Genomic DNA, 15210 nt, shown 5'->3' with positions numbered 1-15210 from the left:
TTATCCTCGCTACCTTTACAGTGAAATACCAGAGAATGACATAAAGCCAAGTCCCATTAAACCAACAGTGATGAAGGTAATACCTAAACCACGTAAGCCGTCAGGTACGTCTGAGTATTTCAGTTTCTCACGGATACCTGCAAGTAATGTAATTGCAAGTGCCCAACCAACACCAGCGCCAATACCATAAACAACAGACTCGCCGAAGTTATAGTTACGCTCAACCATGAATGATACCGCACCAAATATTGCACAGTTAACTGTGATAAGTGGTAAGAAGATACCTAACGCGTTGTATAGTGCAGGGAAAAACTTATCTAATGCCATTTCAAGAATTTGCACAAGTGCTGCAATAACACCAATGAAAGTTAAGAAACGTAAAAAGCTAAGATCTGCATCTGGGTAACCTAACCAAGTTAGTGAACCAGGTGCAAGTACCGCATGATAAACCAAGTTGTTTACAGGTACAGAAATACCCAATACAACTATAACCGCTATGCCTAGGCCAATTGATGTAGTTACTTTTTTAGATACCGCTAAAAAAGTACACATGCCTAAGAAGAATGACAACGCTAAGTTCTCAATAAAAACGGCTTTTACAAATAAACTAATATAATGTTCCACTATTTGCCCCTTACGCTTTAGCTTCTACTTGGTCTTTCTTATAAGTACGCAGTACCCATATGAATAAACCAATGATGAAGAATGCACTCGGTGGTAAGATCAATAGACCCATAGGCTGATACCAACCGCCATCTTGTACTAATGGGATAATATCAACACCGAATAGTGAACCCTTACCAAATAGCTCACGAATGAAACCAACAGTAAGTAGTACTACAGAGTAACCTAAGCCGTTACCAATACCGTCAAGGAATGACATAAGTGGTGGCGACTTCATCGCGTATGCTTCAGCACGACCCATTACGATACAGTTAGTAATGATTAGACCAACGAATACAGAAAGCTCTTTTGCAGTAGCATAAGAAAATGCCTGTAATACTTGGTCAACAACGATTACCAATGATGCGATAATTGTCATTTGTACGATGATACGTACAGATGATGGGATCTGGTTACGAATAAGCGAGATAAAGAAGCTCGAAAACGCAGTTACAAGTGTCAATGCAATTGACATAATTAACGCATTTTTTAAGCTAGACGTTACCGCTAGCGCAGAACAAATACCAAGTACTTGCAGCGCGATTGGGTTGTTAGCTAAAACCGGACCAAATAGGACCGCCTTCATTTCTTTAGTATCAGCCATTATTTCAATGCTCCTTTACGTACTTTCGCAAGGAAAGGGCCAAAGCCATTTTCGCCAGTCCAAAAATCAACTGCATGATCAACACCGTTAGACGTTAATGTAGCACCTGAAAGACCATCGATCTTATGCTCATCATTGCCCGCAGTACCTTTAACAATTTGAATTGGAAGTTCTTTACCTTCCCATGTAGCAGTCCACTGTGGATTTTGGATTTCGCCACCAAGACCTGGGGTTTCATTATGCTTGTAAAAGATAATGCCCTTAACTGTTTCACCATCGCTTTCAAGCGAGATAAAACCGTACATTAAGCCCCATAAGCCGTAGCCTTGGATAGGAAGAATGATTGCATCAACTGAGCCATCTTCTTTTTTAGAGATATAAACCGGTGACTCTTTAGTCACACGTTGAATACCAGCAATATCTTTAACGCCTTTCTCTTGAAGAGAAACACTTAGCGCTGCATCATATTTGCTTTTTTCAAAGTCAAAGATTGTTGGGTCTGTATCTACAAACTCACCTGTAGTCATGTTTACAACGCGCGCTTCGATTTTTGCATCAAATGTTTCAAGAACATTTTCAACTTTGTCGATGCCCGCAGCAGCTAAGATATTGCTTTGAATATCTTTGTTTTTATTAGCTTGCTGTAAAGGACGAAGCTGTACAGAAGCAAACGATACAATGATTGCACACACTAAACATAGTGCTACAACAACTGATAACGTTTTGCCGATTGATTCGTTATTACTAGACATTACGTGCCAACCTCCGCTTAATATTAGCCTGCACTACAAAGTGATCGAACAGTGGAGCGAACAAGTTAGCAAATAAGATTGCTAGCATCATGCCTTCTGGGAAAGCAGGATTCACAACACGTATCATAACCACCATAAAGCCAATTAATAGACCATATGCTAATTTACCTTTGTCAGTAAATGCAGCTGATACAGGGTCAGTAGCCATAAAGAACATACCAAACGCAAAGCCACCAAGTACGAAATGCCAATACCAAGGCATTGCAAATACAGGGTTAGTTTCTGAGCCAACAGCATTTAATAAAAATGCAGTTGCTACCATACCTAGGAATACACCTAGTACGATGCGCCAAGAAGCGATACGAACGTAAATTAAGAACAAACCACCTACTAATAATGCAAGTGTAGATGTTTCACCTACAGAACCTTGAATGAAACCATAAAACGCATTCCACCATAATTCCATGTTTGCAAAGTCAAGTGTGCCAGCAAATGCTTGGCCTAGCATAGTTGCACCAGAGAAAGAATCTACTGCTGTCCATACTGTGTCACCTGAGATTTGAGCTGGGTATGCAAAGAATAAAAATGCACGACCGGCTAAAGCAGGGTTTAAGAAGTTACGGCCAGTACCACCAAAGATTTCTTTAGCGATTACTACACCAAACGTAATACCTAACGCAACTTGCCATAAAGGAATAGTTGCTGGCAAAATAAGTGCAAATAATACAGAAGTAACGAAGAAACCTTCGTTAATTTCATGCTTACGCACTGAAGCAAATATAACTTCCCAGAAACCACCTACTGCAAATGTTACAGCGTAGATAGGTAAGAAGAAACATGCTCCATAGAACATCTTAGCGCCCCAGCCTGCGTCAGCGGTTAACTCGCCACCGAATAACTGGAACAAACCAACTTGCCACGTGTTTGCTAGTTCAAAACCTTGTGCTAAAGCACCAGCGGCCTGATGACCGATATTGAACATACCAAAAAACATAGCTGGGAACGTCGCCATCCACACTAAAATCATCATACGTTTTAGGTCGATGTTATCGCGTACGTGTGTCGCGCCTTTATTTACGTAGCCTGGTGTATAAAAAATAGTTGCAGCTGCTTCATACAGTGCATAAAACTTTTCATATTTACCACCGGCTTCAAAATTCGGCTCGATATCTTCTAGATATTTTTTTAAACCCATCTCTCTAGCCTTCCTTCTCGATCGTAGTTAAGCAATCGCGTAGGATAGAACCATACTCGTATTTGCCTGGACAAACGAAGGTACATAACGCTAAATCTTCTTCATCAAGTTCAAGCGCGCCCAATGAAATTGCACTGTCTAAATCACGTGCAATTAAGTCACGTAATAATAAAGTAGGCAAAATATCTAACGGCATTACGCGCTCGTAGCTACCAATTGGTACCATGGCACGTTTTGAACCACCTGTTGACGTTGTCATTTTAAATAAACGACTTGGTGCAAGGTGAGAAAGGAATGTACGCGTTACAGAGAATTTATCACTACCTGGTGCAATCCAGCCAAACAATTCTTTTTCGCGACCTTCAAGTAAAACAGATACTTGAACGTGGTAACGACCTAAGAATGCATGAACACCGTTTGAAATAGAACCCGATAGAACAGAACCAGAAATAACGCGGTTATCTCCGTCTTCTAACTCACCAGCCACTAAATCATCCAATGAAGCACCTAATTGTGTTTTCACTAAACGTGGGTTTTTAACGCGAGGACCTGCAAGCGAAATAACACGATTTGTGTAAATTTCACCAGTAAGGAATAAGTGACCATACGCAATAACGTCTTGGTAACCAATATGCCAAACTTGTTTGCTAACAGAAACTGCATCAAGATGATGGATATGAGTGCCAACGAGGCCAGCCGGATGCACACCACCAAACTCATGTACTTCTACTTGAGCTATAGATGAGCTAGGAACTTGGCTGCCTGCTTTTTTACACATAAATACTTTGCCATCGGTCAAACGCGAAACAACTGCAAGACCCGCTTCAAATGCTTGCGCATTTTCTGCAATAATTACTGCAGGATCTGCAGCTAATGGGTTTGTGTCGATTGCGGTCACAAAAATAGAACTAGGATTTGCATCCACAGCCGCTACTTTGCTGAATGGGCGAACACGAAGTGCTGTCCACTGACCAGACTGGATAAGTACTTCTTTGGCTTTTTCGCGCTCTAAGCTCGGAAGCTCGTCTGCTTTGAAAGAGTCAAAGGTGATTTGCTCACTGCCTGCTACTTCAATAACAACAGATTGCAGCACACGTTTAGCACCACGATTTATTTCTTTTACTGTACCAGAAGCTGGAGCAGTAAATAGGACGCCTGGGTTCTTTTTATCTTCAAAAAGTACCTGGCCTTTTTTGACTTGGTCATCCACACGAACATGCATGGTTGGACGCATACCGATAAACTCTTCGCCAAGCACAGCTACACGTTTGACAGCAGAACCGTCATGTATAACTTGCTGTGGCGCGCCCTCTAAGGGTAAATCCAGACCTTTTTTTATGTTGATCATACGCACTTGCATTACATTAAAGGAAAGAAACTGAAAAATCGTATCAACCACGTCGCCATTTGAGTTATTCCAAGTTATATCAAGGTACAAAAGAGCAGCTTGCTAGAGATATCAAACAAGCAACGTAGTAAAACTCATCACATATTGTCGAGATTTTAACATCATTTTAGATGACTATGCGAGTGTATTTATGAAAATTATACGACAGAAACACTTATTTAGTTTTGTTAAGTGAATTAAATAAAAATCAAGCTAGACCAAAGTGGTAGCCTAAGCAATTATCATTCCTGATTTCATCGTAAATTCAACAAATCGCATAATACAAAAAAAGCCGCGATAGCGGCTTTTTATAACTAGGGCCTGTTGACCTTTCAGGATTAAAATTTGTTCAATCTAGGGGCTATTTAATCGCGGCGTGAGGTTTGTAACCTAGTGGGCTAAGTAAAAACCGAGCAAAGCTTCCGCGTCCTGCTCACGCCCCTTACCTACATCCATGTAGGCAACAAAGAGTAAATAGCCCCTAGGCAGAACCCTTTGGGCAGCGCATGTTTGGCATTTATTCCACGTTATCGCCCATTTATGGGGAATAACCACACTACATAGGCTCTGCCTTGCCTAAATACCAAACAGACTGCTGCAAATTTAACCTCGAAAGATAAACAGGCCCTAAGTTCTGTTAGTCAATCATATTGGCAATTGGCTTAACTGAATCTACATCTTGATCGTAGTCAACACTATCTATACCAAAACCAAATAAGCGTAAAAACTCATTATGGTAACCAACATAATCTGTTAGCTCATCAATGCTGCTTGTATCTACTTTATCCCAAACAGCTTGCACGCGAGCTTGCACGTCGTCTTCTAGCTCTTTGTAGTTTTGGAATAAATGTCCACCGTCGTCAAAGCGAGGTGATTCACCATACAAGTTTTCACTAAATAAAGCGTGAATTTGCTCAATAGTGCCTTCGTATGTGCCATCTGCTTTCATAACTTTAAATAAAGCAGAGATATATAGCGGCATAATAGGAATAGCAGAACTTGCTTGCGTTACCACAGCATTAAGTGATGAAACATATGCCTCACCATTTAAATCTTTTGTTGATTCTTTAATAGCAGCGGTTGCACGGTCTAGATCTTCTTTAGCCTTACCAATAGTAGCGTGTCCGTATATTGGCCATGTTAGCTCTTTACCAATATAAGTGTACGCAGTCGTTTTAAAGTTATCGGCTAATACATCCGCTTCTTTTAATGCGTCAATCCACATTTCCCAATCTTCACCGCCCATTACTTTAATGGTGTTGTCGATATCGTCTTGGTTTGCAGCTTCAACAGTAATTTCATCAATTTCACGCTTTGATGTATTTAAGTTTTTAGTAGTAACGGCATTTCCAATTGGCTTAAGCGTAGATGAGTACACTTCGCCCGTATTTGGGTCTGTACGACGAGGAGACGCTAAGCTGTAAATAATACAATCTACTTTGCCCAAATCTGCTTTAATAGTGTCGATTGCTTTTTGTTTAATTTCGTTAGAAAACGCATCGCCATTAATATTTTTAGACCAAAGGCCTGCTTCGTCTGCTGCATCTTGAAAAGCAGCGGTATTGTACCAACCAGCAGAACCTGTTTTGCGATCTGTACCTTCTTTTTCAAAGAAAATACCTAATGTTTTAGCACCACCACCAAACGCAGCTGCAATGCGCGAAGCCAAGCCGTAGCCTGTTGATGCGCCAATAACTAATACATTTTTTGGTGCATTTTTTAATGCGCCTTGTTGTTTTACATAGTTAATTTGTTCTTGAACATGCTCTGCACAACCAGCTGGATGTGCGTTTGTGCAGATAAATCCACGAATTTTAGGCTTAATGACCATTGATCATCCTATATCTTTTACAATAAAAATTAGCGCTAGTTTAAAGGCTAATACTAAAAACACTGATCTGATCAGTTAACCACAAGTGTAACAATCAAATCGCTATTAATTATTTAAGCTAATTTAGAGCCGCCCATACAATTAGGTGAATCAGGTGCCTCGCCGCCCTGCTCTGTATACTCATCGGGTGTATATGTATGAATTGCGAGTGCATGAATATGATTTGCTAATTCATCTTTTAGAATTTCATTAATTTCACGATGGCGCTGCAATAAACGTTTACCTGTAAAACCTTCGCTAACCACTATTACTTTAAAGTGTGATTCAGTGCCCGCACTGTGCATATGGCTTTCGTTAATTACGTTTAAATGTTTACACGCAATAGCGTTGCTTATTTTTTCTTGGATCTGTTGCTGCATTGACATAAAAGACCGTTTTAATTAGCTAATTTATACACTTACTATAACAATTTAACGCAGCGCTTGGCTAACTAAATTGCTTTTGTTTAATGTGCTTAATAAATCGGTAAGTTAAACTTATTCGGGGATGTGCAAGCGTTGTTTGCTTAGGTATTGCATGTTGATAATCTCGCTGGCTATGTCCATTCATTATTAAACAGCTGCCACTTTGTAATTTTAAGTCGGTTACTTTATTGCTCGCCTTGTGCTTTAACTTTAGAATCCGATCAGCTCCTAGAGAGACACACACAATTGTTGGTTTATCACCAAGCTCTATTTCATCATCACTGTGCCAGCCCATCGTATCATTACCATCTCGGTAGTAATTAACGAGTAATGAGTTTAGAGGCTGATTTAAGTGCGCCTCTAAACGCCTTCTCATATTAAGTAACAATTCATCCCATGGCTCTACTATTTGCTTACTACTTGAATAGCCGTATTCAATATTTAAATCGCTCATGAAGCATTGTAGCCGTGGAATAGGCCCCGTTTTACCATAAACAGTTACATCGGGTTGCTGCCAACGTAGGTTTTTTTGCAAATAATAAAATAGATCGAGGCTTTTTTGTGCACTAAGTGCCCTACTTTGATAAGAAAAGCCATTTGGTAACTGTTGGGGGTTGGCGTTTTGCCGTTGCATGTTAGAATTTACCTACATTAGATTACTGATCAACGAACCATTATGACGACGCAAGCCCAGCTAGGCGATAAAACCTTTACTCTTGAACGCTTTCCTTTGGATCAAAAAAACCGCAGCTTACAAGCGTGGGATTCGGCAGATGAGTACCTTATCAATTATGTTAACGAACATCACCCTGATTGTCGCTCATTGCTTATTTTAAACGATAGCTTTGGTGCACTTGCTTGTTATTTTAATAAGTTAACGGTTTGTTCAGTTAACGATTCTTATATTAGCCACCAAGCTGCGGCTTATAACTTACAAGAAAACAAACTGCCTACAGCAGATTTTACACAATTAGATAGTTTGTCTGCATTACCGCCGGATGTTGATTTAGTACTTATTAAAATCCCTCGTAATGTAGGTTTTTTACAGTTTCAGTTAAGTGAACTCAGTGAAGTCCTTGCACCTGGTACGCCAGTAATTGCCGCAGGTAAAACAAAAGAAATTCATAACTCAACAATAAAATCATTTGAGCAATTTATTGGTGAAACAAAAACTAGCCTAGCAGTTAAAAAATCCCGTCTTATATTAAGTACAGCTAAAGGCGGATATAAAGCAGCAGACTTCCCTGTAACGTGGGAGCTTGAAGGTACTGAGTTTAATATAACAAACCATGCAAATGTGTTTTCGCGTGATTCGTTAGATATTGGTGCACGCTTCTTTTTTAACTACTTACCAGAAACACCAAAAGCTAAAAGCATTATTGATTTAGGCTGTGGTAACGGAGTTGTTGGATTAATGACGCTTGCTCGTTGCCCTAATGCATCAGTTACCTTTGTTGATGAGTCTTACATGGCAGTAGAGTCGGCTCGGTTAAATGTAGAAATTAACCTAGGCGATAAATTTGATAACTGCGAGTTCATCGAAAACGACTGTTTAACAGGCTTTGAAAGAGACAGTGTAGATATGGTGCTTTGTAACCCTCCATTTCACCAAGCTCAGGCCGTTACCGACCATATTGCTTGGCAAATGTTTAAACAAGCAAAAGATACTTTAAAAGAAGGCGGTGAGCTGCGTATTATTGGTAATCGTCATTTAGATTATCATGATAAATTAAACCGTATGTTCGGCAACTGTAAGTTGTTAGGTTCAAACAAAAAGTTTGTCGTTTTAAGTGCAACAAAAAATAGTGGAATGCTATAAATGAAAATAACAAACATTATAATTGGGTGTTGTGTATTACTGATACTTGGTGGCTGCGCGAATCAGCCTAGCCAAGTAATACTTAACCCTGTTTATAAAAATGGTCAAATAAGCACTATAAATAGTAGCTTAAGTACTAGTGTAATTGATTTACGTGGCGATACATCAACACTTAAACTTATTGAGTCAGACAAAACTAAAACCTTTGCAAGCCAAGGTATTACCAGCTCTATTAAAAGTGTGTTAGACAGCGCCCTTAGCCGTAATGGAGCCAGTATTTCTAACTTAGCAACGGTTCGCTTTGAAGTAGATATTCATGCATTGCAAGCTGTTGTAACCGAAAAGCTAGTGAGCCATACCAGCGAAGCCCACATAGAACTTGGCGTGCGTGTTATTCGCGCCTCAAGTAACTTTAGTAAAGTGTATAGAGGTAGTGCTAATTTAGAAGGCCCATTTAGTCATGAGCGAGCAAAAATAGAAGGTCAGCTCAATAAGTTGACTGAGCAAGTTATTACCCGCATTGTATCTGACCCTGAATTAATAGAATTTTTAGAAGGTTAACTATGAAACGACTTTTTTTAATCTGCTTAGGCCTATTCTTTAGTGTAAGTAGCTTAGCAGCCCAAGAAGGCCGCTTTGTGCAAAAGGACAACATTTTTCCACGCGTAGAAATTGTAACCTCAATGGGTAGCATCGTGGTTGAACTAGATCGTTCTAAAGCGCCCATCACAGTCAATAATTTTTTAACTTACGTGTCAGATAAAAGTTATCAAGGTAGCGTTTTTCACCGTATTGAGCGCGATGTAGAAAATGATCGCGACTTTGTTATTCAAGGTGGCGGTTACGATAAAGACTATGATGGCCTACATGAAAATGACCCTATTTTTAATGAAAGCGGTAACGGTTTAAAAAACGATATGTATAGCATTGCTATGGCCTATCAAGATAGACAACCGCACTCAGGAACTCGCCAATTCTTTTTTAATATGGATAATAACGATCACCTAAATCCAGGGAAAGATTGGGGCTTTGCAGTATTTGGTAGCGTAATGGATGGTTACGACACGCTTGATAAAATTATGACTGTTGAAACCGGTTTTAATGAAAAAATTGGCTACGATTTCGTACCTAAAAAACCTGTTGTCATCTTAAACATTAAAGTGCTTGAACAAGTCCCACTATAATTTTTTAAGAGCAGCTTAGCTGCTCTGCATCAAAGCCAATGAAGGCCCTATGAGCAAATCTCTCTCTATTAGCGAATATTTTTCTTACTTTAAAGACAAACGCTTAATCCACATTTTCATATTTGGTATGAGTAGCGGTTTTCCGTGGGTTTTAATTGGCTCTGTTATGTCTGCTTGGCTAAAAGATGAAGGGCTAAGTCGCAGTATGATAGGCCTATTTGGCATTGTATTTGGCGCTTACAGCATAAACTTTTTGTGGTCGCCACTCATTGACCGTACAAAACTTCCTATTTTATATAAATGGCTAGGCCAACGTCGCAGTTGGATACTATTTTGCCAAAGTTTTATTTTTATTGGCACCTTGCTATTAGCAGGGCTTGATTTAAAAGCTAATTTGGCAATTGTTGCTGCGATTTGTTTATTAATCGCCATTGCTTCGGCTACTCAAGACATTGCTATTGATGCCTTTAGAATAGACACCCTAAGCGAAAGCGAATCACACAAAGCAACCGCTGCAGCCGCAATGGCAACTTCGGGTTGGTGGACAGGTTATGCACTTTTAGGCGCCATTCCATTTTACATGGCCGATATACCCTCGCTCGACTGGCCACAAATTTATTACTTTTTAGCTGCCGTAATGCTGCTGTTAATGAGTGGAGCACTGTTTGCAAAAGAGCCCGAAACCAACCGCGAAGCAGTACATGCTGAACTTGAGCGTGTGTACCTTGAAAAACTGTCCTCTACAAAACAAACTCCTTTAACAAAAACTGTTGCGTGGCTTGCGGTAACCGTTATTGATCCCTTTAGAGCTTTTTTTACTAAAAATGGCGTTAAAACAGCACTAGCATTACTTGCGTTTATTTTCTTATTTAAAATAGGCGAAGCGTTTTTAGGGCGCATGTCGATTGTGTTTTATAAAGAAATTGGTTTTAGCAATAGCGATATAGCTACATTTTCGAAGGTAGGTACAGCGGTACTTACAATCATATTTACCTTTGTTGGCAGTTTATTTAATCAAAAATATGGCATTGTTAAGGGTTTATTTGTAAGTGGTATTGCAATGGCTGCTTCAAACTTAGCCTTTTCGTGGATTGCTTTAGTTGGCCCTGACCTAAGGCTGTATGCCTTTGCTATTGTTATTGATGGCTTTACGCAAGCGTGGTCGTTGGTCGCTATGGTGGCCTTTATATCGATGTTATGCGATAGAGCATTTAGTGCAACGCACTATGCATTACTGGCGTCATTAGGGAATTTAGGACGAACATTGCTTTCAAGCTACAGTGGTGTAGTAATTGATGATTGGTTAATGGGAAATTGGTCGCTGTTCTTTATTTTAACAGCCTTAATGGTTTTACCTTCGTTGATATTTTTATATCTGATTAGGCATAAGTTGTATGAGCTTGAGAAAAATTACCACAAAAATATTTAATGCATCCCTGCATTAACATATTGCTTAGCACTATCAAGTGCCCCTTAAAGTGTACTAAGCAATTATTGAGTTAATCTACTTTTAGCAAGCTAAGTGCTTCATGTGGATCAACTTCTAGAGCTGTACAATAGCGAACAAACTCAATTACATCTAAGCGGCGTTCTTGATTTTCAATCTTGCCGATAAACGAATGAGGCGTTCCAAGCACTTGTGCTAGGCTTCGCATTGTATGACCCTTTTCATGGCGCTTAGTTTTAAGCCACTTTGTTAGCTTTGCATTTTCTTCAGAAGAAACTGTTTTGCCCATCATTTTACATCTCCTACTAGATGATTTGACGTACCCATTAAAGCAGTAGTTTCCATCAATAGCCGTAGGCAGGTAAGCAGTCATACTTTCAATAGCAAGCTATTGCTTAATAAAGCATGTGTTGCTACTCACTCCACCAACACAGCTAAAAACTACGCTAATAATATGGTAAAGATTTGTTTTTATTGAGAATGAAATTTTGCCCGTCTCATTCTTGGATACATTATATACTATTAACACTTTGGTTAAATAATTAATTACATACTCGGTACAAAATCAACCTGAACGAACATTTATAAACACTGAATATTTAACCTAAGTTATCAGAAAATATTAAAAAAATAATATTACCTTCATAAAACAGCTTAAAAATATTTATAACATATTTGTTCCTTTTTAATGTTACACGTTTATTATTAAGCAATAATTTGCACTAAAAAGGCCAAGTAATGTTCAGACTTCTTTTTTTATTACCTATCGTGTTGTGTTTAGGTTGGTACTTTTTTTTGCGCCACAACGGCGTACCAATTAAACAAGGTAAAAAAGGCTTTATGTATATTTTAGCGTTTTCAGCCTTTGTGCTCGGCTTTTTTGTATTGATAATGCAAATTACCGAATACGCACCAACTGATTTGTAGGCATTAAAAAAGCCGCAAAAGCGGCTTTATTCTATTTAGCGTTTGGCTGTTAAACGCTAAAGCTTGCACCACAACCACAAGTTGTTGTTGCATTTGGATTAGATACAAAAAAGCGTGCGCCTTCTAATCCTTCAGTGTAATCAACCTCACCATCAACCAAATATTGAATGCTCATTGGATCAATAACGAGTGTTACACCATTTTTTACAATTTCTAAATCGCCAGGATTCGCTTTTTCATCAAAAGTAAAACCATATTGAAAACCAGAACAACCACCGCCTGTTACATAAACACGCAGTTTTAAGTCTGGGTTTTCTTCTTCGTCGATTAACTGTTTAACACGAACAGCAGCTGCATCGCTGAACTTAATTGGTAATTCTTCAGACATTTTAAAACCCTCAATATCGCAATGGCGTGATTATCTAATACCCGAGTGTTTTAATCAAGTATAGTAAAACAACTCTTTCCTCTAAGTTATATCTATAAATTAATAAAAAAGTGGCCAAACATTAACTAGCTAAAATAATACTTAAGCAAACTAAAAGCGACCTTTATACGCTATAAACTCATTAAATATTTTAGTTATAGGCAATAGGTCTTAATCTTCATTGCAAATTGTTAATATAAGTTACGAAAATTTCAAAATCACAAGGACTTAGCTAAACTCTTTTGCTAAAATGCTGATGAAGAATACAGCGAGGAATTATGCATGTGGCTTGAGCAACTCAGGCGTCGGCTGGCAAAACCTAAAACATCTGTACAATTATGCTTATTAGGCGTAGTTGCCGGATTAATTGCTGCATTTTTTATTATTTTATTTCGCTTAACCATTTTGTTTTTCCAAAGCTTATTTTTAGAAACACCTGACGACTTTACTACCCTACCAACACTTGAACGTGTACTAATGCCTTTAGTTGCTGCATTACTAATAGCCACGTTTGCTGCCTTTACTGGGTTTAAACATTACCGCTTGGGTATCCCCTTCGTTATACACAGAATTAAACGTCACTACGGGCAAATGCCTTTATACAATACGGTTAATCAATTTGTTGGTGGCGCACTTGCTCTCATTAGCGGTTTTTCAGTTGGCCGAGAAGGGCCTTCCGTGCATATGGGCGCAACGGGGGCGAGTATTTTGGCAGATAAGCTACATTTACCGCATAATGCCATGCGTACTCTAAGTGGTTGTGGAGTAGCGGCAGGTATAGCCGCGTCGTTTAATACTCCACTTGCAGCCGTTATTTTTGTAATGGAAGTGGTACTTCGTGAATATAAAGTACACATATTTGTACCTATCATGCTTGCCGCTGTTACTGGCGCACTGGCCACACAGTTTGTTTTTGGTGAAGGTTCAGAGCTTGCACTCATTACCATAGCGCCATTGAGTGGTTGGCATTACCCTTATTTAATATTATGCGGCATGGCGCTGGGTGCTATTGCATTTAGCTTTAATCAAAACTTAATGCTAATTATTAAAACATTTAAACCTTTAAGTATGTTCCCTCGTTTATTAATTGCAGGATGCATTGCCAGCTTAATAGCTTACGCAGTACCTCATGCTATGGGCTCTGGTATGAGCGCAATAACTATCGCGGTTGAATCTCCTGATGACGTAAAGCTACTCACAACTATTTTAATCGCTAAACTACTTGCTACATTGTTTGCTATCGGTTTGGGTATTCCGGGCGGTTTAATTGGTCCAGTAATTGGACTTGGCGTATTAATTGGTACATTAATGGCTTTTTTTGCTCAGTTTATTAGTCCTGGCACTGATATAGCGGGTACTTATGGCGTGTTAGGTATGGCTGGATTAATGGCCGCCACATTGCATGCGCCACTAGCTGCTTTAACAACAGTCATGGAGCTTACATCGTCACCTGAAATAATTGTTCCTGCGATGATAGTTATAACCACGGCTTATGTAACAGCATTACAGTTTTTTGGAAATCGCTCCATATTTTTGCAGCAATTAGATTTTCAAGGATTACCGTACCATGTATCTCCCGCTACCGAAGCATTACAAAAAGTGGGGATAATGGATGATATGGATGAAGACTTTAAATTGCTTTATTCAGACGATAAAGTGCAAATAAAAAGCACATTAGATGCCATGGATAGCCAAACTCCGTTAATTGTTTTTGACGAAGAAAATGGCTATCGTCTCGCTGAATACGATTTAACGCTAATGTCTAATGAAACAATAAATATAAATTATATTAGCTTGCAGGGCATCAGTAGTCAGGCCACCCTAGCCGATGCTTTCGATATCCTAAAAGATAAAAGAAGTGGCGCGCTTTACGTTTATAACCTTTTAGATAATCAACAAATTATGGGGCTATTACGCTGGGATCAAATTCATCATATTTTAACCATTCGTAACAGCTTACTTTAAACAATAAGGACTATTATGAGCGCATTATTGATTTATAAAACATTCCACATATTTTTTATGATTGCGTGGTTTGCCGGTATTTTTTACTTGCCTCGATTATTTGTATATCACGCTATGAGCGAGGAAAGATCATGCAACTCTATGTTAAAAGTTATGGAGCGCAGACTACTTTATTTCGTTACCCCATTTGCTGTATTAACCGCTGTATTTGGTGTATTAACCATTGTTGAATATGGTCGTGATTGGTTTAGATACAGTATGTGGTTGCACTATAAACTAGTGCTGGTGATCATATTATATATATACCACGGCTACTGTTTTAAGTTATTAAATGACTTTAAACATGACCGCAACACTAAGACAGACCGCTTTTATCGTATTTTTAACGAGCTCCCAGTTATTGCGTTGCTCATCATAGTGGCGCTTGCGGTAATAAAACCTAATTTATAAGCGTTTCGGTGCATGTTAAACTGCGCTGCAATTTACAATACTTGCTATAACACGCGCGATTGCGTGCTCCATTTATGGATTATCGCGCCCATTTG

Annotated in this window: 17 protein-coding genes; 7 read left to right on the top strand and 10 right to left on the bottom strand. The window is 39.0% G+C overall.

Annotation, left to right across the window (positions count from 1 at the left end; genetic code table 11):
• Positions 1-15: 15 nt before the first annotated feature.
• The 8 genes from nqrE to QT16_RS05165 form a co-directional block, all read right to left on the bottom strand.
• The gene (gene nqrE / locus QT16_RS05200) at positions 16-624 is read right to left on the bottom strand and encodes an NADH:ubiquinone reductase (Na(+)-transporting) subunit E (protein WP_002958896.1); all 609 of its coding nucleotides are present in this window, start codon (positions 622-624) and stop codon (positions 16-18) included.
• A gap of 10 nt (positions 625-634) precedes the next feature.
• The gene (locus tag QT16_RS05195; RefSeq protein WP_002958897.1) at positions 635-1267 is read right to left on the bottom strand and encodes an NADH:ubiquinone reductase (Na(+)-transporting) subunit D; all 633 of its coding nucleotides are present in this window, start codon (positions 1265-1267) and stop codon (positions 635-637) included.
• Positions 1267-2019, bottom strand: a complete 753-nt coding sequence (locus tag QT16_RS05190; protein WP_002958898.1) for a Na(+)-translocating NADH-quinone reductase subunit C — start codon at positions 2017-2019, stop codon at positions 1267-1269. The genes QT16_RS05195 and QT16_RS05190 overlap by 1 nt, the downstream gene beginning before the upstream one ends.
• The gene (locus tag QT16_RS05185; protein ID WP_002958899.1) at positions 2012-3214 is read right to left on the bottom strand and encodes an NADH:ubiquinone reductase (Na(+)-transporting) subunit B; all 1203 of its coding nucleotides are present in this window, start codon (positions 3212-3214) and stop codon (positions 2012-2014) included. The genes QT16_RS05190 and QT16_RS05185 overlap by 8 nt, the downstream gene beginning before the upstream one ends.
• A 4-nt stretch (positions 3215-3218) precedes the next feature.
• Positions 3219-4562, bottom strand: a complete 1344-nt coding sequence (locus QT16_RS05180; RefSeq protein ID WP_039486830.1) for a Na(+)-translocating NADH-quinone reductase subunit A — start codon at positions 4560-4562, stop codon at positions 3219-3221.
• 676 nt (positions 4563-5238) lie between these two features.
• Positions 5239-6432, bottom strand: a complete 1194-nt coding sequence (gene fabV, locus QT16_RS05175; protein ID WP_039486801.1) for an enoyl-ACP reductase FabV — start codon at positions 6430-6432, stop codon at positions 5239-5241.
• Positions 6433-6545: 113 nt separating this feature from the next.
• The gene (locus QT16_RS05170; protein ID WP_024596564.1) at positions 6546-6857 is read right to left on the bottom strand and encodes a BolA family protein; all 312 of its coding nucleotides are present in this window, start codon (positions 6855-6857) and stop codon (positions 6546-6548) included.
• Positions 6858-6918: 61 nt separating this feature from the next.
• Positions 6919-7530: an alpha-ketoglutarate-dependent dioxygenase AlkB family protein gene (locus QT16_RS05165; RefSeq protein ID WP_039486798.1), complete on the bottom strand. Its 612-nt coding sequence runs from the start codon at positions 7528-7530 to the stop codon at positions 6919-6921.
• A gap of 42 nt (positions 7531-7572) precedes the next feature.
• Here QT16_RS05165 and QT16_RS05160 point away from each other — a divergent pair, with 42 nt between their 5' ends.
• The 4 genes from QT16_RS05160 to QT16_RS05145 are packed head-to-tail and all read left to right on the top strand — an operon-like array spanning position 7573 to position 11328.
• Positions 7573-8715: a methyltransferase gene (locus QT16_RS05160; protein ID WP_039486796.1), complete on the top strand. Its 1143-nt coding sequence runs from the start codon at positions 7573-7575 to the stop codon at positions 8713-8715.
• Positions 8716-9276 carry a YajG family lipoprotein gene (locus QT16_RS05155; RefSeq protein ID WP_002958905.1) on the top strand — a complete coding sequence of 187 codons (561 nt, stop codon included), beginning with the start codon at positions 8716-8718 and terminating at the stop codon, positions 9274-9276.
• Positions 9277-9278: 2 nt separating this feature from the next.
• Positions 9279-9899 (top strand): peptidylprolyl isomerase, encoded by a 621-nt coding sequence (locus QT16_RS05150; protein WP_002958906.1) that lies wholly within the window; start codon positions 9279-9281, stop codon positions 9897-9899.
• Positions 9900-9948: 49 nt separating this feature from the next.
• Positions 9949-11328 (top strand): AmpG family muropeptide MFS transporter, encoded by a 1380-nt coding sequence (locus QT16_RS05145; protein ID WP_002958907.1) that lies wholly within the window; start codon positions 9949-9951, stop codon positions 11326-11328.
• 70 nt (positions 11329-11398) lie between these two features.
• Here the strand turns inward: QT16_RS05145 and QT16_RS05140 are convergent, their stop codons facing one another.
• Positions 11399-11638 (bottom strand): helix-turn-helix domain-containing protein, encoded by a 240-nt coding sequence (locus QT16_RS05140; RefSeq protein WP_002958908.1) that lies wholly within the window; start codon positions 11636-11638, stop codon positions 11399-11401.
• 446 nt (positions 11639-12084) lie between these two features.
• Between QT16_RS05140 and QT16_RS05135 the strand changes: the two genes are divergently transcribed.
• Complete coding sequence (locus QT16_RS05135) at positions 12085-12273, top strand: hypothetical protein (protein ID WP_024596569.1); 189 nt, start codon at positions 12085-12087, stop codon at positions 12271-12273.
• Between the two features lie 49 nt (positions 12274-12322).
• Here QT16_RS05135 and erpA read toward each other — a convergent pair whose 3' ends face one another.
• Positions 12323-12661, bottom strand: coding sequence for an iron-sulfur cluster insertion protein ErpA (gene erpA, locus QT16_RS05130; RefSeq protein ID WP_002958911.1), 339 nt, complete (start codon positions 12659-12661; stop codon positions 12323-12325).
• A 321-nt stretch (positions 12662-12982) separates the two neighbouring features.
• Between erpA and QT16_RS05125 the strand changes: the two genes are divergently transcribed.
• Both QT16_RS05125 and QT16_RS05120 read left to right on the top strand, forming a co-directional pair.
• A complete protein-coding gene (locus QT16_RS05125) occupies positions 12983-14665 on the top strand; it encodes a chloride channel protein (protein WP_039486790.1) in 1683 nt (560 codons plus the stop codon).
• 15 nt (positions 14666-14680) lie between these two features.
• A complete protein-coding gene (locus QT16_RS05120) occupies positions 14681-15115 on the top strand; it encodes a CopD family protein (RefSeq protein WP_039486788.1) in 435 nt (144 codons plus the stop codon).
• Positions 15116-15210 lie beyond the last annotated feature (95 nt).

Source organism: Pseudoalteromonas distincta (assembly GCF_000814675.1).
Classification (GTDB): Bacteria; Pseudomonadota; Gammaproteobacteria; order Enterobacterales; family Alteromonadaceae; genus Pseudoalteromonas; species Pseudoalteromonas distincta.
Note: the sequence above shows the minus strand (reverse complement) of the source record. Positions and strands in the feature narration are given on the sequence as shown.